Below are 20,148 nucleotides of genomic sequence, written 5' to 3'. Positions count from 1 at the left end.
ACTAATTACTAATTACTAATTACTAATTACTAATTACTAATTACTAATTACTAATTACTAATTACTAATTACTAATTGCTAATTCATTTCCTATTCTTCTTAGGCTTGCACGTCATACAAAAATCAGATAGCGAATTAATTTCGTTGATGACTTTATCATGTTCTTTTTGTAACATTTCAGCATCTTTCCCAAAATCGGTGGCTTTAAAAACTTGGGCGCTTACAGTGTTCATTTCCTCTTGTAGCTCATTGAAAATAGGTTGAAATAAACTAGCGTCGCTAAAAGCACCTTTTTCTTCGTAGATTTTCTTGCGTATTTTTCTAGAATATAGCTCTACCAAATCAAAATCATAACGCCCGAATTGTAGCAGCTGATTTGAGGTCAACGAATCTGGAGCAACCAAAATAGCCAGGTTTTTTTGAAAAATGGCTTTTACCTTACTATTAAAGTTCTTGGTAAACATGAAAGAGACTGAATTCATTTTGAAACTAAAATCAATTTTAGCGCCCGAATAAATAGAATAGGAGGTAAGCTCGGCATTAATTTCCGATTCTGGAGATTGGTAATCACTAAGTTGCAACTCGTAATCGGGAGTCCATTGCATTGGTTCTTGAGCAAATACCAATATAGATGAAAATGCTATGAATAAAGTAAAAATGAATTTTTTCAAAGGAATTATATTTTCCATCGAATGTACTATAAAAAATAATCTGTAAAGTAGATTGGCGGAGTATTGAGTATTAAAGTTTGTTAAAACCTACAACTGAAATTCCGTTTGGTTAGTGCCAGTATCAAAAATATTGGGGTAATGCTCGCGTGCATTCCGTTCCATAAATTCCATAGGTACATCTTCAAAATGACCGTAGTCTTCTAGATACTCCATAAATTGTGTTCCGTCTGTGCTGAATTCTTGTAAAATAGCATCATTTTCACCGTCAAAATCTAAAGGAGCTACATTTAGCATTTCACATAACGATGCATTGAATGTAGGGGAGAGCTTCAGCCATTTATTATTTATAAAAGCGTCGACCATACCATGAGGAGTAAGTTCATTAGATCCGAATTTCTCTATTAATCGTTCTACGCCAATATGGTTTTTAACTTTCGCCAAATGAATTCTAGCGGGTATACCTAGGGCACGAAGTCCGGCGATTAAGACGATAGACTTATCGATACAATGGCCTTTTGGGCGTTTTGCAATTTCACTAGCTCGATATTTCTCTTTGTTGAAGCTTAAGCTATATGGATCATATCGCCATGTATCGCGTACTTTATTATAAAGTGCGATAGTAATTTCTTTTTCGGAAAGTGAAGTGTTTTTAAATTCAGAAACCAAATCTTGAATTTCGTCACTTTCATAATCAAAAAAATAGGTAGGGGATAGAAAATCCATAGTATTGATAATTAGCAAATTATTTCACGTTCAATTTACGAAATAGATTTGGGATACTTGCTTCGTCAATGGTAGAGGGTTTAAATTAAATATTAAGTAAAGAGTACAAAGTATTAAGTAAGTATTGTAAGTTAGAAGTTAGAAAATAGAGAATAGAGAATAGATTTATTTTGATTTAAGTATTTAGCAAAGCTAAATTGTTGTTATTGCAAAAGCCAAAAGCCAAAAGCCACTGAACACTGAAACTGCCAACTGTTACTGAATACTGCCTACTAAACACAAATCAACTATAATCACTGATTCTCCGGTCTACTCTGCCAAATATGAATATACTGCCCTGTAGACATTCTGCGCGCCATGTCTTTAGCACTCGTAGCCAATTCACCCTCGTAGAGTTCGTCAATGGTTTCGAACCAAAGTTGTAGCCATTGTGCGAAATGTTCTTGTGAGATGGTATGGTTGAGGTTTTTGTCAACTTTGACGTGAGCCTTAGACGGACTTCCCCTAAAAGTGCGGACACCAAAAAGATTCGACTCCCAGAAATCGGTGAGTTTGCTTAAGTGCGTAGGCCATTGCTCGTCGGTAATATGTCCGTTGAAAATGGGTCCTAGCATTTCGTTTTTCCTTATTTTATCGTAAAAGGTATGTACCAATACACGCACATCTTCTCTATTGGTAATTTGGGTCATAGTCTCTTTTTATGAATCGGCAACAACTTTTTCTACGCGTTCAGCGGCGTCTTGTTTAGAAAGTGTAAGACGTACAATACTATCAGATTTTGCTAAAAGGTCATGCGGAACATTGGCAGCTAAGGTAATGATATCTCCTTGGCTTAGGGTGTGATGTGTGTCTTCTACTCCGAAATCAATTTCTCCTTGAACAATATGTACTATAATGGGGAAAGGAGCTTTGTGCTCTTTCATCAATTGACCGTTCTTTAATAATATTCGAATCTCTTTTGAGAACGAAGTTTCTAATAGAACTTTGGTGACAATTTTATGATCGTTGAAATCTAAATTTTCAGTGAAAGATACCTTTTGCATGTTCGTGTTTTTACAATAGTATAAAACATTGGTATGCTAAACTATGACACTTCTCAGGTTGCGGGAAGAGCGATTCGTTTTTGTACCGTATTTTCTTGTAGTTTTAAATAAAAATATAACCCGATGTAATTTTTTCACTTTGGATTCTTACCGTTCCGTGGGTCTTGTTTAAGCACCTTGGCGGTGGTACGATAAAAAGTAGGGGAGTAGGAATAAAACTCATGAGGTTGCTCAAAAAAGGTCTCTAATGCAATGGCGAAAAGCTCCATTAAATTAGTGCCAGCATAGTCTCTAAAAATGGTGTATTTACCGGCACGAATTAGCGGTATTTTTTTAGTAGCCAGTTCTTTCCAAGCGTTGAGATCCGCATCTTTAAAAGCTTTCGAAAAATACGAGCCTTTGGCGTTTTCAATAATTAAGCAATGACTGAACTCGTGTATGGCAATATTTAATCCGTCATCGGTAATAACGAAGCCTTTTTCTACAGCAGGCCACGATAAGTTTACACGCTTGGTAACGGTATTTACATCACCATCATACAAAACATCTCTGCCAGTGTATGAATATGATGTCGGTGTCACAAATATGGTTTTGAAGACACTCAGTACATCTTGTTTCAAGCCAAAGGTTATTTGAACGAATGCACTAGAAATTACCAGTTTCATCTCGGTAGTAAGTTCAAAACCTTCTGTAGCATCAAAATCTGTAGTATTTAAAAACAGAAGTGTTCTCACCACAAAAGACTCTTGATGCTTTTCTGATAATGCAGCGTAATAAGAGTTCCATTTACTAAGTACCTCGTGGCATTCTTGTTTGCTACTGGTCTTAAGAAATAAATTGACAAAAGTATGTTTGGCGTTCAAGTAATTGGTTTGGTTGAAAGTGTGGTTCAGTAAATAATCATTACAAAAAAATGCGGAGGGTAAAATTAGTGTTATTCGGTGATAACAACACTACCAATAAGTTCATTTTCGGTAGGTTTTTCAAACCAAGTTTCCATAAAGTCAAAATTCTCTTTACTAACCTCAAATTCAAAAGTTGCTCCTTTTTCAGTGTTGCGCTGCTGTACACGTTGCCATCTGGTTTCTTTAGAAATATCTAAAAAGTGAAGTTGAATGGCATAATCATGAGATGCGGCAAAATGTCTAAATTTTTCGCGATGCTCAAATTTAGACAACCCCAAGTCTAAAATAGCATCTGTATGAGACTCTTCTAATTGTGCAACCACATTTAAAATCATACTTTCTGCTCTTTCTATACGCTCTAAAAACCATTCTAAACCATCGGTTTCTTTCTTGTCGGGTAGAAACAACGTATTGTTCCAAGTGTCAATGGAAAAGAGTACTCCTTTGGTTTTCTTCTTAAGCTCGTTTGAGTAGGTAGTTTTACCTGATCCTGTATTACCTACAATGAGGTGTAGCATAATTATAGTTCTAAAATTTATAAATATGTAATAATTTATTGAACATCAAAACCCTTCTCAATCAAATCAAAACCAGGTTTATTTGTCATATTATCTTCCATAGCTTCTTGTATTAGAATTGCAAAAGTTTTATCGCCTTTATAAAAGAAGTGAATATTACCTTCATGATCTAAGCCTAGAATACTTGCGGTAAATCTTATGGAAGAAGTATCAATGTCGTTATAAGTATTGTCAACGGCATCTTCAAATTGAATATTAGAATTTCTATAGATAATATTATTGACCAATTCTTCTTGAAAAAGATACGCCCATTCACCAAGGTCAATTTCACCATTGATCCATGTCATTGATACGATGCCACTAGAATCAAAACCATCTTTTTCTATGGATAGGTAATACCCTTGGTCGTCAATATTTTCTTGATCCGTAATTTCCCAACCTGTTGGGCTGGTCATTGAAACCCCGTCTCTTTCAAATTTAATAGGTTTACTCTCGCTGCAAGAAGTTAAGAATAGAAATATTGATGCAATTAATAATAGTGGTTTTTTCATGTGGTTAAAGTGTAAGTTTTGCTATTGATTATATACTTGACTTACATAGATAGCTGCTTCTTCGGCAGATTCAAAAAGCCTTACTTCTAAATCTCTGAATTTGCAAGTAGTGCCATCATATGGATCTCCATTTCTTAGACCTTGACCAAGTTGAAAATAAGTACCCGTGACATTAGGTAATAATTTATGACTGCCAGATACTACCTCCCATTCATTTGCACCAGCTCTATGTCCCATACCTTGCATGTAAATCCAATCATCTTCAGAGAAATCGCCAAGTTGATAAGCCCATAAATAAGAGTGTCTAGTAATAGAATCTTCAAGTACCTTTTCGGTAGTTAAATTACCAATGAACAAAACATATTTATCGCTATAATCTCTAGGAAAAGTGACGGTTTGATAAATATGAGGTGAAAAATCACCTTCATACGCGGTAATATAAAAAATGTTACCATATTCAGCAGTGGTTTCAATTCCTGTATTTGGGTCAAAATCCCATCCAAATCCATTATTGTCTCCAGAAGGATTGGTTAAGAGATTGGTCGTGTAGCTACTGACCGAGTATTCAGAAACATCTCCATTTTCAGCAGTAATATTCATGGTAGTTGTGCTACTTAAATCTATGATACTTTCAGTTTCTAGAGAGGCAACTGCATCCTCAGGTATGGTAATATTTATCTTTACGGCCGTTAAATCTAATGTGTTGGGAACTTCGAATAAAATTGATTTAGATTCTTCATCTGTGAAACCTGTAATAGGTTCCATAAGTTCGTTTTCTATAGTTATGTTAATGATACTATTTTCATTGCTAGGTGCTATTATGGTGACTTCATATTCTTGGCTAGTGCCATCTTCTGCAGTAATTGTAAAAATAACACCTTCCTCATAATTTTGTACCGAAGAAGGGTCTGGTGAAATCGTTGCAAATTCGGGTATAATGATATTAGGTAAGATTTCGTTTAAGTTGGTTCCGGAGGGTAAAGTCAATAGAATGCTGTTATTTAGATGATCAATTTCAGCATTATATTCAACATCATTAAGCATGACTGAAATAGAAGTTATAGCATTTTCTGTGCTTAAAATAACTTCTGGCTCATTTTCTTCTTCTGTTTCTATAGTTTCTTCAATATCCTCATTTATTTCATCTTCAAGTTCACACGAAACAAAACCTAGAAATAGAGATGTGAATAAAGTAATAAGAAGAATATTTTTTAAGGTAGTTTTCATTTCTAAGGGTTTGAGATTTGGTACGGATTAACAACGCACATTATTTTAGTTTGTTGTAAATACAGCAAAGCCAAAAATGCTCTACGTGAGGTAATACTCAATTGCTTTAATCGAAATAATAATTTAATAAGGTAAAAAAATGACATTTAAAGCTGTGTCTTTAGACTTCAACAATACAGTATTTATTCATTACTATGATTACCCATTCGCCTCTTTCGCCTGTTCTTCTAAATCAGCAATATTTTCAAATTTTTGAAGCGGTAGTTCTTTATTGGTCGCTTTTATTTCAGAAACTAAGGCAAGAATTAAATCTAGGGGTTTGGCTTCATAGCCAAACATATTTTGGTCGAATTCAATACCAGCTAGTATTCCGTCATTTTCCATACCTACACCCCAATTTTCTATAAAATCTACTAATGCTATTTCAGTAAGTTGGTAGTTGCTCCAATGGTTTATGGTGCAAGATTTCGCCCTGCCACTTTCTGCCCAAAAGCAAAGTACACCAACAGGTCTGTCATTTTCATCATCATACTGCACAGAAGCTGAGGTTGCAAAACCTTCATGATTTTGAAGCGCATAAACAACATCTGTTTCGCAAACCGTTTTTATAAATTTTTGGTATCTGTTAGCAATGATATCTGAGCCTTGTTGTTCCATGTTTTGTGTTTGAGGGAAGTGTTTTTTATTTGTCGAACTGAAAATAGAGTATTGTTGACCAATTATCAATTCCTAGCAGCGCTCTTTTTTCAATTTGTTTATTTTGAATTGTTTTCTCCATCTGTGCTTTTTCTTTCTCTGACAAAACAGGTACTGATTTCTTGAACCAACCTTTCTTTGTCATTTGGTCTCTTTGCGATACCAAATGCGCTATTTCTTTGTTAACGGTCTCCACATATTTTATGAAGTTTTCAATAGTTTTTTCTATTTGCGTTACTTCATTAAAAACTTCAAGGTTTTGTTCTTCAAATGGTTCATTTCCCATTTCATACAATTCACCACCTTCAAGAAAGAAGTATTTTAAATCGAATTTATTGTCGTTGAAAAACTGTTTTGTTTTTTCAATTTCAGATTTAAGATACTCGGGTTCAAATAAATGCAACGTTTGTAATTTGTCCAAAAATTTAAAAAGACTATCCTTTCCTTTATTGGCGTCTCCACTTATCGTTATCGGGTGTTCGTAATCCCATAAAACAGATTTGTTATTTAAAGTGTCGTTGCTTAATAATACCTTGTAAGACAACGGAATTTCATACGCATATTCATACACGCTTAACACAGAATCTTCTGGAGTCTTTGCTCTATCTAGTCTATTGAAATCAAGATTATATAAATAACTTCTATTTGCCATTTTTTATACTTTTTTTTTCTTTTTCGACTTTTCGGCATTTCTTATGATTTCGTAGAGTTTGTTGCTTGGAACTTGTTGCCAACTTATGTATAAACTGACCAGGGTACGTTTATTTCCTGTTTTGGAGGGTAAAGCTTACTTAGCTAATATACCACTAAAGAATAAACCTACAATTTTCATTTCACACTACATTACGGGAAACCATAACTGGTTAAAAATTATGTATGGTTTGGGTATTTTTACGACAAAAAAAGGTATCAAAGAAAATTCTATTTATCTATAATGCCAATAGCGATACGGGCAGTAAAATGCTAGATTTCGCCCATAAAATCATTAACCCAGCTACCTATAACTGCAATCTCTGTAGTTTAACTTATGGCAGTTTTACCGAGAACAAACAGTGGGCAGCGTTTAGAGAGCGTTTTTTAGCCAAAGGCTACAAGCTAGAATTCTTTTATAAAGATTAGTTTCAAAAAAGCTGTAAAAGCTGATTTGGGCATGCATCTACCTAGTTATTAATTTATGCTTTCGCTACCTGTACACGACAGTCTTGAAGTGCTGCACCACCACCTATATCTGTTAATTGATCATCTGTTAGGTTGTTCGATGCCTGCCCACCTTTTATTAATGAAGGCCAGTAGCCATGTGGCATACATACCACACCAGGTCGAATACGTGCAGAGATTTTAGCTTCTAAAATTACTTTACCACGTTGGTTGAATATCATTAACTCATCTCCGTTTTGTATGTCTCTAGCCTTTGCATCATCTGCATGAATGTCTAACCATGGTAGCCCTTCTTTCTGTTGTAAATGCTTGACATTGGCATGCGAAGAGTTATGAAAACCTTTCGTATTCTTAATAGTCAAAAGCTGTAACGGGTGATCAGTTTTTTCTTTTTCGGTGTAGCTCACTTCTTTGTAGGTAGGGAGACCACTGCTTTGACTAATAAATTCGCATTTGCCGCTCGCAGTGCTGAAGTTACCATCTGCATGGGGTAGAAACGGTTCTGGAATTTTGTACCTGGCCCAGCCGTTTTTTTGCATGTATTCAAAATCAATTCCGTCTAAATACGGATGATCAGAATCAAATGCTGATTTTACAAGATCCATGTCTGACTCTTTAAAGCATTCATCTGTATAGCCCATTTCGTGCGCCATTATTCGGAAGAATTCGCTATTAGGTTTGGCTTCACCCAGTGGGGTAATAGCAGGTTGATTGATATTGATATAGACTTGCCCCCAAGAATCGCCAATATCCCAATGCTCAAGCTGCGTAGTAGCGGGAAATACGTAGTCGGCATATTTAGCCGTCTCGGTCATAAAATGTTCTAGCACTACGGTCAGTAGGTCTTCGCGCTCCAGTCCTTTTTTAGTTAGGTTCGCATTGGGTGATGTGACCATTGGGTTGGAGTTGTAGATAAAAATCGATTTAATGACCGGATCGAGGTTGAGATTATTGAGCAATTGACCAATCTGAACCATATTAAGTGTACGTTTTGGTTGTGTAGGCATTTGACGATGAAAGTCTAAACGTTCCCAATTGAGTGCACGACCGCTCATCTCAAAAGTCAAATGCATTAGTCCGCCACCCAGCTTTCGCCATGCTCCGGTTAACGATGGTAAAATAGCTACTGCTCTGGTACCGTCGCCGCCGTTGTAGTTATGCTCAATCCCGACCAGAATACGAATTAGCGATGGATCGCCCTTGGCATACTCCCTAGCAAATTGAATGATGTCTTCTTCTGGTAAACCGCAAATATCTGAAACGCTTTTAGGGCTGTAACTTTTAACGTGTTCTTTTAAATCTTTATATCCTGAGGTATAATTATCAATATAATCTTGATCTACCAGATCCTCATTGATCATTACGTTCATCATAGACAACGCCAATGCTACATCGGTACCGGGAAGTGGCTGAATATGCCAGTCGGCTTCTTTGGCAGTGGCAGAAACAAAAGGATCTACAACAATGATTTTTGCACCGGCTTCCTTAGCTTTTAAGACGAAAGGCCATTGGTGCACATTAGAGTTTTTAGTATTGGTGCCCCAAAGTATAATATATCGGCTGTGAACCATATCTTCAGGTAATACACCCATTGCAGTGCCATTTACTTCGAAGTTAGCAGGTATTACAGCACCTCCGCAAATGGTATGAGCAATATCAGAAGCTTCCATTCGTGCAAAAAAGCGGCTACTCATTACGGTCTTTTGTACAATGCTTTGTGTGCCCATATAGCCATGCGAAAGTACAGACTCGCTGCCATGCTCCGTAATCGTCTGCTTGAGTTGATCGCCTATTTCGCCTATGGCCTGTTCCCAACTTATAGGTTCAAATTTTCCCTCTCCTTTTTTACCTATTCGCTTCATGGGTGTAAGCAACCTATCTGGGTGATAGGTAATATCATCGGGGAAGGTTTCCATTTTTCCACACAGTTTGCCAGCTGTAAAAGGATTTGCTTTGTCTCCACCAAAAGAAATAACCTTATCATCTTGCACTTTTACTTCCCAGCTGCATGAATCGGGACAATCGTGGTAACATACCCCATGAAAAGTGGAAGTTTCTAAAGAATTACGCCCAGTATTGGCGAGTACCGAAACGGGTAGGGCACAAGCCAATTGAACACTGGCATAGCCTTTGGCTCCTAAATTGACAAACTTACGACGCGTAATCTTGCTTTCTTTCTTGTTCATGAGTGATAGGTTTTGGTTAATTCATATATACATTTTTAATTTTGCACAATGTCTGAAAACAACTATGATTACCTATATTCTACTTAATATATAAGAGGTTAAATTGTATATATAAAATTTCTGTATATAATAAACCTACAGTTAACAATTGAATTTTCATTTCAAATAATCATAATTGGTTCAATTAAGTGTATAGTTTGCAATATTTTAACGACAAAAAAGCATGTCAAATAAAATTCTATTTATCTATAATGCCAATAGCGATACGGGCAGCAAAATGCTAGATTTCGCCCATAAAATTATTAACCCAGCTACCTATAACTGCAATCTCTGCAGTTTAACCTATGGCAGTTTTACGGAGAACAAACAGTGGAAAGGGTTTAGGGAAAGTTTGTTATCCAAAGGCTACGAGCTAGAATTCTTTCATAAAGATGAATTTCAAGAAAGCTATAAAAGCAAATTTGGGCATAAGTACACCTATCCTATTATACTGGTAGAAACAGATCATGACCTAGAGGTGTTGGTATCTGCCGAGAAGTTGAATGCTATAGAAACGGTGGAGGATCTTATTGGTGAAGTAGGCAGTTTCAGTTTTTAGTCTTACTCGGTCACTGAGCGTAGCCGAAGTGATACGTGTTCCGGTCCCTTCGACTGCGCTCAGGATGACATTTTGGTTTCAGTTGGCAGTTTCAGTAACAGTGGGCAGTAACAGTTTTCAGTTGTTTTCGTTAGCGAGTACCTCTGTCAGTTCGAGTGAATTTCGAGGTATGAGAAATTTGTATCGAGAACAGGTTTGGAACACGCGAGGGTTCTCGATATAAATTATAGTCTTCCATTGCATTGCAGACAATAATCCACTCGAACTGACATTTCGTTTTTGGGAGAGTACAGAGTATTAAGTAAGAAGTTTTCAGTAGTGAATATGGAGTGTAAAGTCAATAGAATAAGATAAACAATACAGAGTACGCAGTACGAAGAACTAGTACAAACAGCTTAGTATTTTGTACTTAATACTTAATACAAAAAAACTGCCAACTGTTACTGAAAACTGAATACTACAGCGCAGCTACTTCTTCGTTGCTTCGAAAAACTTCTCGTTAATATCATCTATATACGCTAGTACTTCATCGCGACCACTACGGTGGCTTGAGCTAGTGATAAAATGCGGTGGTGCTTCTTCCCACATGTCTTCTAACAACTGATCTAGGTATTTTTTTACTTGACGTTCAACCGCTTTCGGTTTTAATTTATCTGCCTTTGTGAAGATAATGGCAAACGGTACTCCGTTTTCACCCATCCACTGCATGAACTCCATATCTATAGGTTGTGGGTCATGGCGAATATCTACAAGAACAAAAGAGCAAACTAGCTGCTCTCGTTGTAAAAAGTAATTGGTGATATATTTTTGAAAGGTCTTTTTATCTCTTTTAGAAACACGAGCATATCCGTAGCCAGGTAAATCTACTAGAAACCAATTCTCATTGATTTTAAAGTGATTAATAAGCTGGGTTTTACCGGGTCTACCAGAAATTTTAGCCAAGCTTTTACGCTCGGTCAACATATTTATTAAAGAAGACTTACCAACGTTAGAACGGCCAATAAAGGCGTACTCGGGTAAAGGCTCTTTCGGGCATTTGGCAACATCAGAGTTGCTCATTACAAAGTCGGCCGACTTTATTTTCATCCGTAGGGTATTTAGAAATTGTTTTTCGTCAACCACTCATAAAGAATGGTATTGAATTGGTCTGGGTGCTCCATCATTGGTGCATGTCCGCATTTATCCATCCAAAATAAATCTGAATTTGGTAAAAGCTCATCGAACAGTTCTGCAACGTCTGGCGGAGTAACCGTATCATTTTTTCCCCAAATAATACAAGTAGGGGTTTTCATGCTAGGTAGGTCTTGCGCCATGTTATGGCGAATGGCACTTTTTGCAATTGCCAAGGTCTTTACCAATTTTACACGATCGTTAACCGTAGCAAAAACTTCATCTACGATTTCTTTGGTAGCAACTGCCGGGTCATAGAAAACATCTTGTGCCTTCTTTTTAATAAACTCATAATCACCACGTTTAGGGTAACCGTCGCCCATAGCACTTTCGTAAAGACCGGAACTACCGGTAATAACCAAAGCTTTTACTTTGGCCGGGTATAATTTGGTGTGTAAAAGACCAATATGGCCACCTAAAGAGTTGCCTAAAAGAATAACATCGTCTAGCTCTTTATAATCTATAAATTTCTTAAGGTATTTGGCAAAATTCTTTACCGTTGTCTTTAACATCGGCATAGAATATAGGGGCAATTCAGGAATAATCACTTTGTATCCTTTCGGAGGAAAATAAGTATTCACCCCTTCAAAATTACTGAGTCCGCCCATTAATCCGTGTAGAATAATAATGGGTTTGCCCTCGCCTTTTTCAATATACTTAAATCCTCCGTCGTTGATCAATTCGTTTTCCATGCACACTACTCATCAGTAATTGTCCAAATATAGGTAATTACCGAGAATAGCAAACAACTCTTTTCGATAAGGTGATCACAAGAAACTTTAAGAATTCACTTTTTCAAGATTTAGGGGCTGAGTGGGAAAATTATCCCATAAAATCCGATGAAGTGCAAAAACGTGTTCAAAAGTGGGGTAATTTATTAACAAAGTGGTTTTTAGTGGTAAAATGTGGTAATAATATTTATATATTTGAGTTATAATAACTAAACACAACCAATTTGGACATCTTTTTCTTTGGGACATTTAACTGCAAAGCTGATGCTAAGGGGCGTATTATGCTCCCTGTCGCGCTGCGCAATCAAGTGGCTCCGATCCTAAAAGATGGCTTCTTTATCAAAAAATCATATTTGAGCGAGTGTTTAGAATTATACCCTGCTTACGAGTGGCACAGAGTAATGGCAGAATTGAACGAAAAGAGCAGGTTCGATGAAGAAAACCTACAGTTCATAAGAATGTATACAGCAGGGCTTCGTCAGGTAGAAGTAGATGCTACCGGTAGATTGTTGATACCGAAAGACATTATCTCGTTAGGTGGTATTACCAAAGAAGTGGTCATTGCGCCAATTGGCAAGCGATTAGAGATTTGGGACAAGAAAGCATATGACGAATCTATAAACGCAACGAAAGAAGAGAAGGTGAAGTTGGCAAAGCGTGTAATGTTAGGTAAAAAACCAAGTGGAGATGTATCATAACCCTGTATTACTGAAAGAATCGGTAGACGGTTTAAACATCAAAGAAGATGGTATATATGTAGATGTGACATTTGGCGGTGGCGGTCATTCTAAAGAGATATTAAAAAGATTGGGTAAAGAAGGCAGGTTGTATGCCTTTGATCAAGATGAAGATGCGCAAGCAAACACATTAGGTGATCCAAGATTTACGCTTATCGCGGAAAATTTTAGGTACATCACCCAGTTTTTAAAGTTCTATGGCATAAAGAAGGTAGATGGTATTCTTGCAGATTACGGAGTTTCATCGCATCAGTTTGATCAAGCGGAAAGAGGATTCTCTACCCGTTTTGATGCAGATCTAGATATGCGAATGAGCAAGCGCAATACGCTATCAGCTTTTGAGGTGGTAAATAAGTACTCATATGATGATTTGCGTAAAGTCTTGTTCGAGTACGGCGATATTAGAAACGCGAACGCCATGGCAAAAGTAATCGTTGCCAGTAGGGAAGAAGAAGAGATACAAACTACCGATGCATTGAAAACAGTGTTGAAGCAGTTTTTGCCAGAACATAGGCAGCATAAAATATTGGCACAGATATATCAAGCGATTCGCATAGAGGTGAATCAAGAGATAGAAGTGATCAAAGAGTTTTTGGAGCAGGCTCCAGGTTTATTGAATGAAAAAGGAAGGCTAAGTGTAATTAGCTACCACTCTTTAGAAGACAGGCTTGTAAAAAGATTTATAAGAGCGGGTCAGTTTGACGGAGAGCCAGAGAAAGATTTTTACGGCAATATAGATGTACCGTTAAAAAAGGTTGGCGGATTGATAGTGCCGACTAGAGAAGAAATAAAATTGAATAACAGAGCACGTAGTGCAAAATTGAGAATAGCAGAGCGTAATGGCGAAAAATAAAGTGAAAACGGGTGTATTAGACCTATTAAAGGGTAAATTTTTGGTGAGCGGTGACGCCCCTAAAAATTGGCTGTTTATTATTTTCATTTCTTTTTTGGCAACGGTTATGATCAGTAGTTCTCATAGCGCCGATCAAAAAGTACACCGCATTGCTTTATTAAACGAAGAAGTAAAAGAGTTGCGAAACGAGTTCGTAGATATGCGATCAGATGTGCAACAGTTAAAACTAGAATCGAGCATTACCGGTAAAATATCGGAAAAAGGACTGTTTCCTTCAGAGAATCCCCCGCAGAAAATTAAGGTGAAATCTTTAAATGTTGAGGAATAATGGCGGCAACAGATAAAAGCATATTAAAGAGGCTCTATATAGTAGCAGGTTTCATGGTACTCTTTGCGGGTGCAGTGTTATTTAAACTGGTTTCTATACAAGTAGTAGACGGCGAAAAATACCAAGCTTTGGCAGATACGCGTACCGAGCGTATGTTTACCATTGAGCCAAATAGAGGTAATCTATATTCTGACGATGGTAGTCTTTTGGCAACTTCAGTATCTAAATACACCATTCGTTTTGATGCCGTAACGGTATCTAACGAAGATTTTAAAGCGAATGTAAAACCATTGGCAGATGCCTTGGCAAAGAATTTCGGTAAAACATCTTCTCACTATCAACAGGTTTTAAGAAAAGCACGAGAGAATAAAAATAGATATGCATTGCTTGTACGCAACCTAGATTATTCTGAATACATGGCAGTAAAGAAATTTCCGCTTTTGAATAAGGGAGCGTATAAAGGCGGGCTAATTATTGAGCAGCATATTAAAAGAGAGCATCCGTTAGGTAAAATTGCCGAGCGTAGTGTTGGGTATGAGCGTGTAGATGAAAACGGATACTACACTCGTGTAGGTATGGAAGGTGCTTTTGGAGAATATCTAAGAGGAATTTCAGGGAAACGTTTAAAGCAAAAAATAGCAAAAGGACAGTGGAAGCCTATAGGTAACGATAATATCATTGAGCCAAAAGATGGTTATGATGTGTATTCTACAATAGACATTAATATACAAGATATAGCGCACCATGCATTACTAGGTCAGTTAGAGAAATATCAAGCAGACCACGGTACGGTAATCGTTATGGAGGTAAAAACCGGTGAGGTAAAAGCAATATCTAATTTAGGTCAGACTACCGATGGTAAATATTACGAGCGTTTAAACTATGCTATTGGCGAATCGCACGAGCCAGGTTCAACTTTTAAGTTGATGAATTTGGTGGCGGCTCTAGAAGATAAAATAATAGATACCAGTACCGTAATTGATACTGAAAACGGTAGATGGAAAATATATAAGCACTGGGTAAAGGATACCAAGCGTGACGGACACGGTAAAATATCAATGTCCAAAGCATTTGAAGTATCATCTAATGTTGCTTTTGCTAAAATGATAAACAATGGGTACAAGAACGACCCTGAAAAATATGTGAATAGATTAATGAGTATGGGTATTCATAAAGAATTAGGACTTCCGGTTGTTGGTGAAGGTAAACCTGTTCTGCGGTACCCTGGTGATAAAGGTTGGTCAGGTCTTTCATTGGCACAAATGGCTTATGGTTATGAGGTGTCTATGACTCCGCTACAAACATTGGCATTCTATAACGCTATTGCAAACGATGGCGAAATGGTAAAGCCACGATTGTTGAAAGAAGTAAAGGAGTGGAACAAGACGATTGAGAAGTTTGATAAAAAGGTATTGAACCCAGCAATTTGTTCTCAGTCTACAGTAAAGAAGGTGCAACAGATATTAAAGAATGTAGTGGAGAAAGACCATGGTACAGGTCACCGTATGTATTCTAAGAATTTTTCTATGGCAGGAAAAACAGGAACTACGCAGACTAACTATGTATCTAAAGATAAATCTAAGTACGAGTACATTTCTTCGTTCGCAGGATATTTTCCTGCAGATAATCCGAAGTACTCTTGTATCGTAGTAATTCATAAGCCAGACAAAAGTGTTGGGTATTATGGTGCAGATGTATCCGGTCCGGTATTTAAATCTGTCGCTCAAAAAGTATATGCAACCTCACCTTTAACAAGTGAGGTCGATGTAAAAAATGTGTTAGTCGCCAAAAATGAAGACTCGCACCAAGGATACTATAAGGTGGCGCAAGCAAAATATTCTGCAATGCCAAATGTAAAAGGTATGTGTGGTATGGATGCGGTTGCAATTCTTGAGAATTTGGGTATTGAAGTAGAGGTAAGAGGAAATGGTAAGGTGAAAAAACAGTCCATCACCAAAGGCACCGATTTAAAATCAGTAAAAAAAATAGTATTAGAATTAATATGATGCAATTAAAGGACATATTATATGGAGTGCGTATTACTGCTGTTAGCGGTACTACCTCTTGTGATATAGCATCAGTTCGTTTCGATTCTCGTGAGGTGCAAAAATCCGATGCCTTCGTAGCTATAAAAGGCACGTTGACCGATGGTCATAAATATATTGATCAGGTAGTTGTTGCAGGTGTAAGAGCAATAGTTTGCGAGCAGTTGCCAGCAGAGATGATAGATGATGTTACGTATGTGCAAGTAGAAAGTGGCAATCAGGCATTGGCGTTGATGGCTTCAAATTACTACGGTACACCATCAAAAAATTTAAAATTAGTAGGTGTTACGGGTACCAATGGAAAAACCACGGTATCTAGTTTGTTATATCAGTTATTCAAAAAAGCAGGATATAAAGTAGGCTTGTTGTCTACCATTAAAATTATGGTAGATGATACGGTTTATCCAACAAAACATACTACTCCCGATGCATTGGTCATCAATCAGCATTTAAAATTGATGAACGATGCCGGTGTAGAGTATTGTTTTATGGAAGTAAGTTCTCATGGTATTCACCAGAAAAGAACCGAAGGTTTGGTGTTTGAAGGGGCAATTTTCACGAATCTGTCTCACGATCACCTAGACTATCATAAAACATTTGCAGAGTACCGCGATACCAAAAAGATATTGTTTGATCAGTTACCAAAAACGGCATTTGCATTAACTAATGTAGATGATAAGAACGGTTTGGTCATGTTGCAGAATACTAAGGCTAGAAAAGCAAGCTACGCCTTAAAGAACTATGCAGATTACAGAGCACAGATTTTAGAAAATCAGTTCGACGGTCAATTGTTGAAAATCAATGATCATGAGCTATGGACAAAATTAATAGGTCATTTCAATGCCTATAATATGCTGGCGATTTTTGCGACAGCAGATTTATTGGGATTGGAGCAATTAGAAACCCTTCGCTTATTAAGTGAGTTGGAGAATGTAGACGGAAGGTTTCAATATTATATATCAAAGAAAAAAATTACGGCTATAGTTGATTATGCCCATACGCCGGACGCCCTAAAAAATGTGCTTGAGACAATCAACACGTTGAGAACTGGAAATGAAAACGTCATCACCGTTGTGGGGTGTGGTGGCGATAGAGACAGATCAAAGCGTCCGGTAATGGGTAATATCGCATCAGAGATGAGTAACAAGACCATATTTACCTCTGATAATCCGAGAACGGAATCACCGACTGAAATTATTTCAGAAATGGAGGCAGGTGTAGAGCCACAGAACGTAAAAAAGATTTTATCCATCGAGAATAGAGAGCAGGCAATTAAAACTGCATGTCAACTAGCAGATGACAACGATATCATATTAGTAGCCGGCAAAGGTCATGAGACCTACCAAGAAACCAACGGCGTACGCATAGATTTCGATGATTTTAAAATAGTAAAAGAGCTTTTAAACAGCTTAGAGAAATAATTAAGTCTTAGTAGCAAAGAATACAGATTATATGTTAACCTACCTGTTCGAATATTTAGAAAAACAATACCAGTTGCCTGGAGCTTCGCTGTTTCAGTTCAGTACATTCCGTGCAGCAATGGCTATACTGTTTTCATTGATGATTGCGACGGTTTATGGTAAGCGTGTTATTCTGTTTTTACAGAAGCAACAAGTAGGTGAGACTATTCGTGATTTAGGTTTAGATGGTCAAAAGCAAAAAGCAGGTACGCCAACAATGGGTGGGGTTATTATTATCATGTCCACATTGATACCAGTATTGTTGTTTGCGCGCTTAGAGAATATCTACATCATCCTATTAATATTTACCATGTTGTGGATGGGAGCAATCGGTTTTTTAGATGATTACATCAAAGTATTCAAAAAGAACAAAGAAGGTCTAAAAGGTAAGTTTAAGGTATTGGGTCAGGTAGTATTAGGGCTAATAGTGGGTGCAGTACTTTATTTTCATCCAGAGGTGACCATGCGTGATCATGATAAAACCATCATCACTAAAGATTATACGGTAGAACAAGTAAAAGGAGCAGAGATTAAGTCGACCATGACTACAGTTCCTTTTTTTAAGAATAATGAGTTTGATTATGAGAGTTTAATAGCGTGGGCAGGTGATGACGCAAAAGACTATGCGTGGTTATTGTTTATACCTATTATTATATTAATAGTTACCGCGGTATCTAACGGTGCAAATTTAACCGATGGTATTGATGGTCTCGCGGCAGGTACATCGGCAATAATTGTATTTACGCTGGGCATTTTTGCCCTGGTGTCTGGTAACATCATTTTTTCTGATTACTTAGATATAATGTATATACCACGAGTAGGTGAGTTGCTAGTATTCATTACCGCTTTTGCTGGAGCTTTGATCGGATTCTTATGGTACAATGCGTTCCCGGCACAAGTGTTTATGGGAGATACGGGTAGTTTGACAATTGGTGGCGTAATTGCTGTAATCGCAATAATAGTACGTAAAGAATTATTGATACCCGTGTTATGTGGAATCTTCTTTGCGGAGTCGCTTTCAGTGATGATACAAGTAGGGTATTTTAAATACACAAAGAAAAAATTTGGTGAAGGTAGACGTATATTATTAATGTCTCCATTACATCACCACTACCAGAAAATGGGATACCATGAAAGTAAGATCGTAACCCGTTTTTGGATTGTAGGTATACTATTGGCAATTGTAACTGTAGTGACCTTAAAAATTAGATAATGGCATTACTGGTAGTTCTTGGAGGAGGAGAAAGTGGAGTAGGAACAGCTATTTTAGGATTGAAAAAAGGATACGATGTATTTGTATCTGATAAAGGAAAAATTAAAGAGAAGTATAAAAACGTTCTTGAACATTTTGGAATTGATTGGGAAGAAGAACAGCATTCTGAAGACCGCATACTAAAAGCCGATTTGGTAATGAAGAGTCCGGGTATACCAGACAAAGTACCCTTGGTAAAGCAGTTGGTAGGGAAAGGTGTTCCTGTAATATCAGAGATTGAATTTGCATCAAAATACACCGATGCAAAAATTATTGGTATCACGGGTAGCAACGGAAAAACAACGACTACCATGCTAACCAACCACATTTTGGCAAATGCCGAATTGAAAGTGGGTATGGCAGGAAACATTGGTGATAGCTATGCGAAAATGGTTGCAGAGAATGATTTTGAGTATTACGTGCTTGAGATCAGTAGTTTTCAATTAGACGGCATAGTAGATTTTAAACCACACATTGCCGTGATTACGAATATTACACCAGATCATTTAGATCGGTATGACTATGAGTTTGAAAACTATATCGCATCTAAATTTAGAATTGCAGAAAACCAAGACGAAAACGATTATTTGATTTATGATGCAGATGATACGGTTTTGGTAGAATGGCTGAACAAGCACCCGGTTAAATCAAAATTAATGCCCTTTTCATTGAATAAAGTATTTGAACAAGGCGCATTTATAGAGCAAAACGAGATAATAATAAAAACAACAACAGACACTATTAGCATGACGAAGAACACTTTGGCCTTAGAAGGTCAGCACAATGTAAAGAACACAATGGCAGCGGCAACAATTGCCAAATTAGTCGGTATCCGTAAGGAAACGATAAGAGCTTGTGTTTCTAATTTTCAAGGGGCTCCCCACCGTTTGGAAAAGGTGTTGAAAATACATCATGTGGAATATATCAATGACTCAAAAGCAACAAATGTAAACGCTGCTTATTACGCATTGGATAGCATGAAAACACCTACTGTTTGGATCGTAGGTGGTGTAGATAAGGGCAATGAGTACATGGAGTTAATGCCATTAGTAAGAGAAAAAGTAAAAGCGATTATTTGCCTAGGTGAGGATAATGAAAAGATCAAGCATGTATTCGGTAATGCTGTGGATCTATTGGTAGAAACATATGCAATGGAAGAAGCTGTAAAAGTTGCTTATAAAATTGCAGAGCGTGGTGATACGGTTTTATTATCACCGGCATGTGCAAGCTTCGATTTGTTTAAGAACTATGAGGATCGCGGAGATCAATTTAAGAACTGTGTAAAAAACCTGTAAG

The 20,148-nt window shown here is 37.1% G+C and carries 22 protein-coding genes; 9 read left to right on the top strand and 13 right to left on the bottom strand.

Annotated elements, in window-relative coordinates; translation table 11 throughout:
• Window positions 1-83: 83 nt before the first annotated feature.
• From Q4500_RS17930 to Q4500_RS17885, 10 genes are all read right to left on the bottom strand, one after another.
• Window positions 84-671: a hypothetical protein gene (locus Q4500_RS17930; RefSeq protein ID WP_303600947.1), complete on the bottom strand. Its 588-nt coding sequence runs from the start codon at window positions 669-671 to the stop codon at window positions 84-86.
• A gap of 87 nt (window positions 672-758) precedes the next feature.
• Entirely contained in the window at window positions 759-1,394 is a 636-nt protein-coding gene (locus Q4500_RS17925; protein ID WP_303600946.1) for a transglutaminase family protein, read from the bottom strand.
• Between the two features lie 293 nt (window positions 1,395-1,687).
• The gene (locus Q4500_RS17920; protein WP_303600945.1) at window positions 1,688-2,083 is read right to left on the bottom strand and encodes a group III truncated hemoglobin; all 396 of its coding nucleotides are present in this window, start codon (window positions 2,081-2,083) and stop codon (window positions 1,688-1,690) included.
• 9 nt (window positions 2,084-2,092) lie between these two features.
• A complete protein-coding gene (locus Q4500_RS17915) occupies window positions 2,093-2,437 on the bottom strand; it encodes a cupin domain-containing protein (protein ID WP_303600944.1) in 345 nt (114 codons plus the stop codon).
• A gap of 134 nt (window positions 2,438-2,571) precedes the next feature.
• Window positions 2,572-3,300 carry a zinc-dependent peptidase gene (locus Q4500_RS17910; RefSeq protein WP_303600943.1) on the bottom strand — a complete coding sequence of 243 codons (729 nt, stop codon included), beginning with the start codon at window positions 3,298-3,300 and terminating at the stop codon, window positions 2,572-2,574.
• A 71-nt stretch (window positions 3,301-3,371) separates the two neighbouring features.
• A complete protein-coding gene (locus Q4500_RS17905) occupies window positions 3,372-3,860 on the bottom strand; it encodes an ATP-binding protein (RefSeq protein WP_303600942.1) in 489 nt (162 codons plus the stop codon).
• A 35-nt stretch (window positions 3,861-3,895) separates the two neighbouring features.
• Window positions 3,896-4,411 carry a hypothetical protein gene (locus Q4500_RS17900; RefSeq protein WP_303600941.1) on the bottom strand — a complete coding sequence of 172 codons (516 nt, stop codon included), beginning with the start codon at window positions 4,409-4,411 and terminating at the stop codon, window positions 3,896-3,898.
• 21 nt (window positions 4,412-4,432) lie between these two features.
• A complete protein-coding gene (locus Q4500_RS17895; RefSeq protein ID WP_303600940.1) occupies window positions 4,433-5,638 on the bottom strand; it encodes a DUF5018 domain-containing protein in 1,206 nt (401 codons plus the stop codon).
• A 198-nt stretch (window positions 5,639-5,836) separates the two neighbouring features.
• Window positions 5,837-6,295, bottom strand: a complete 459-nt coding sequence (locus tag Q4500_RS17890) for a DUF2750 domain-containing protein (protein ID WP_303600939.1) — start codon at window positions 6,293-6,295, stop codon at window positions 5,837-5,839.
• Window positions 6,296-6,320: 25 nt separating this feature from the next.
• On the bottom strand, window positions 6,321-6,986 hold the full coding sequence (locus Q4500_RS17885; protein ID WP_303600938.1) for a hypothetical protein: 666 nt from the start codon (window positions 6,984-6,986) through the stop codon (window positions 6,321-6,323).
• Window positions 6,987-7,210: 224 nt separating this feature from the next.
• Here Q4500_RS17885 and Q4500_RS17880 point away from each other — a divergent pair, with 224 nt between their 5' ends.
• A complete protein-coding gene (locus Q4500_RS17880; protein WP_303600937.1) occupies window positions 7,211-7,453 on the top strand; it encodes a hypothetical protein in 243 nt (80 codons plus the stop codon).
• Window positions 7,454-7,506: 53 nt separating this feature from the next.
• Here Q4500_RS17880 and Q4500_RS17875 read toward each other — a convergent pair whose 3' ends face one another.
• The gene (locus tag Q4500_RS17875; protein ID WP_303600936.1) at window positions 7,507-9,678 is read right to left on the bottom strand and encodes a molybdopterin-dependent oxidoreductase; all 2,172 of its coding nucleotides are present in this window, start codon (window positions 9,676-9,678) and stop codon (window positions 7,507-7,509) included.
• A gap of 223 nt (window positions 9,679-9,901) precedes the next feature.
• Between Q4500_RS17875 and Q4500_RS17870 the strand changes: the two genes are divergently transcribed.
• Window positions 9,902-10,276 (top strand): GTPase, encoded by a 375-nt coding sequence (locus tag Q4500_RS17870; protein ID WP_303600935.1) that lies wholly within the window; start codon window positions 9,902-9,904, stop codon window positions 10,274-10,276.
• A gap of 468 nt (window positions 10,277-10,744) precedes the next feature.
• On the opposite strand, the gene yihA is transcribed toward Q4500_RS17870, so the two are convergent.
• Complete coding sequence (gene yihA / locus Q4500_RS17865; RefSeq protein ID WP_303600934.1) at window positions 10,745-11,362, bottom strand: ribosome biogenesis GTP-binding protein YihA/YsxC; 618 nt, start codon at window positions 11,360-11,362, stop codon at window positions 10,745-10,747.
• Between the two features lie 11 nt (window positions 11,363-11,373).
• A complete protein-coding gene (locus Q4500_RS17860; RefSeq protein WP_303600933.1) occupies window positions 11,374-12,138 on the bottom strand; it encodes an alpha/beta fold hydrolase in 765 nt (254 codons plus the stop codon).
• A 263-nt stretch (window positions 12,139-12,401) separates the two neighbouring features.
• Between Q4500_RS17860 and Q4500_RS17855 the strand changes: the two genes are divergently transcribed.
• From Q4500_RS17855 to murD, 7 genes are read left to right on the top strand one after another with little or no spacing between them, the layout of a single operon-like run.
• Window positions 12,402-12,875, top strand: a complete 474-nt coding sequence (locus tag Q4500_RS17855; protein WP_303600932.1) for a division/cell wall cluster transcriptional repressor MraZ — start codon at window positions 12,402-12,404, stop codon at window positions 12,873-12,875.
• A complete protein-coding gene (gene rsmH / locus Q4500_RS17850; protein ID WP_303600931.1) occupies window positions 12,865-13,767 on the top strand; it encodes a 16S rRNA (cytosine(1402)-N(4))-methyltransferase RsmH in 903 nt (300 codons plus the stop codon). The genes Q4500_RS17855 and rsmH overlap by 11 nt, the downstream gene beginning before the upstream one ends.
• A 1-nt stretch (window position 13,768) precedes the next feature.
• Window positions 13,769-14,095, top strand: a complete 327-nt coding sequence (locus tag Q4500_RS17845; RefSeq protein WP_282076236.1) for an FtsL-like putative cell division protein — start codon at window positions 13,769-13,771, stop codon at window positions 14,093-14,095.
• Window positions 14,095-16,101, top strand: a complete 2,007-nt coding sequence (locus Q4500_RS17840; protein WP_303600930.1) for a penicillin-binding protein — start codon at window positions 14,095-14,097, stop codon at window positions 16,099-16,101. The genes Q4500_RS17845 and Q4500_RS17840 overlap by 1 nt, the downstream gene beginning before the upstream one ends.
• Window positions 16,098-17,561: a UDP-N-acetylmuramoyl-L-alanyl-D-glutamate--2,6-diaminopimelate ligase gene (locus tag Q4500_RS17835; protein ID WP_303600929.1), complete on the top strand. Its 1,464-nt coding sequence runs from the start codon at window positions 16,098-16,100 to the stop codon at window positions 17,559-17,561. The genes Q4500_RS17840 and Q4500_RS17835 overlap by 4 nt, the downstream gene beginning before the upstream one ends.
• 31 nt (window positions 17,562-17,592) lie before the next feature.
• Entirely contained in the window at window positions 17,593-18,813 is a 1,221-nt protein-coding gene (mraY, locus tag Q4500_RS17830; RefSeq protein WP_303600928.1) for a phospho-N-acetylmuramoyl-pentapeptide-transferase, read from the top strand.
• Window positions 18,813-20,147 carry a UDP-N-acetylmuramoyl-L-alanine--D-glutamate ligase gene (gene murD / locus Q4500_RS17825; protein ID WP_303600927.1) on the top strand — a complete coding sequence of 445 codons (1,335 nt, stop codon included), beginning with the start codon at window positions 18,813-18,815 and terminating at the stop codon, window positions 20,145-20,147. The genes mraY and murD overlap by 1 nt, the downstream gene beginning before the upstream one ends.
• Window position 20,148 lies beyond the last annotated feature (1 nt).

The sequence above is a fragment of the Maribacter sp. 1_MG-2023 genome (assembly GCF_030547005.1).
GTDB lineage: Bacteria > Bacteroidota > Bacteroidia > Flavobacteriales > Flavobacteriaceae > Maribacter.
The sequence above is the reverse complement of the archived record's forward strand: the minus strand, read 5'-3'. Positions and strand labels throughout refer to the sequence as shown.

What these genes read in the sequence shown, in the direction of transcription:
- Q4500_RS17925 (WP_303600946.1), bottom strand. Translation starts at nt 1,394, where the DNA reads ATGGATTTTCTATCCCCTACCTATTTTTTTGATTATGAAAGTGACGAA.
- Q4500_RS17920 (WP_303600945.1), bottom strand. Translation starts at nt 2,083, where the DNA reads ATGACCCAAATTACCAATAGAGAAGATGTGCGTGTATTGGTACATACC.
- Q4500_RS17915 (WP_303600944.1), bottom strand. Translation starts at nt 2,437, where the DNA reads ATGCAAAAGGTATCTTTCACTGAAAATTTAGATTTCAACGATCATAAA.
- Q4500_RS17905 (WP_303600942.1), bottom strand. Translation starts at nt 3,860, where the DNA reads ATGCTACACCTCATTGTAGGTAATACAGGATCAGGTAAAACTACCTAC.
- Q4500_RS17900 (WP_303600941.1), bottom strand. Translation starts at nt 4,411, where the DNA reads ATGAAAAAACCACTATTATTAATTGCATCAATATTTCTATTCTTAACT.
- Q4500_RS17895 (WP_303600940.1), bottom strand. Translation starts at nt 5,638, where the DNA reads ATGAAAACTACCTTAAAAAATATTCTTCTTATTACTTTATTCACATCT.
- Q4500_RS17890 (WP_303600939.1), bottom strand. Translation starts at nt 6,295, where the DNA reads ATGGAACAACAAGGCTCAGATATCATTGCTAACAGATACCAAAAATTT.
- Q4500_RS17885 (WP_303600938.1), bottom strand. Translation starts at nt 6,986, where the DNA reads ATGGCAAATAGAAGTTATTTATATAATCTTGATTTCAATAGACTAGAT.
- Q4500_RS17880 (WP_303600937.1), top strand. Translation starts at nt 7,211, where the DNA reads ATGGTTTGGGTATTTTTACGACAAAAAAAGGTATCAAAGAAAATTCTA.
- Q4500_RS17875 (WP_303600936.1), bottom strand. Translation starts at nt 9,678, where the DNA reads ATGAACAAGAAAGAAAGCAAGATTACGCGTCGTAAGTTTGTCAATTTA.
- Q4500_RS17870 (WP_303600935.1), top strand. Translation starts at nt 9,902, where the DNA reads ATGTCAAATAAAATTCTATTTATCTATAATGCCAATAGCGATACGGGC.
- yihA (WP_303600934.1), bottom strand. Translation starts at nt 11,362, where the DNA reads ATGAAAATAAAGTCGGCCGACTTTGTAATGAGCAACTCTGATGTTGCC.
- Q4500_RS17860 (WP_303600933.1), bottom strand. Translation starts at nt 12,138, where the DNA reads ATGGAAAACGAATTGATCAACGACGGAGGATTTAAGTATATTGAAAAA.
- rsmH (WP_303600931.1), top strand. Translation starts at nt 12,865, where the DNA reads ATGTATCATAACCCTGTATTACTGAAAGAATCGGTAGACGGTTTAAAC.
- Q4500_RS17840 (WP_303600930.1), top strand. Translation starts at nt 14,095, where the DNA reads ATGGCGGCAACAGATAAAAGCATATTAAAGAGGCTCTATATAGTAGCA.
- Q4500_RS17835 (WP_303600929.1), top strand. Translation starts at nt 16,098, where the DNA reads ATGATGCAATTAAAGGACATATTATATGGAGTGCGTATTACTGCTGTT.
- mraY (WP_303600928.1), top strand. Translation starts at nt 17,593, where the DNA reads ATGTTAACCTACCTGTTCGAATATTTAGAAAAACAATACCAGTTGCCT.
- murD (WP_303600927.1), top strand. Translation starts at nt 18,813, where the DNA reads ATGGCATTACTGGTAGTTCTTGGAGGAGGAGAAAGTGGAGTAGGAACA.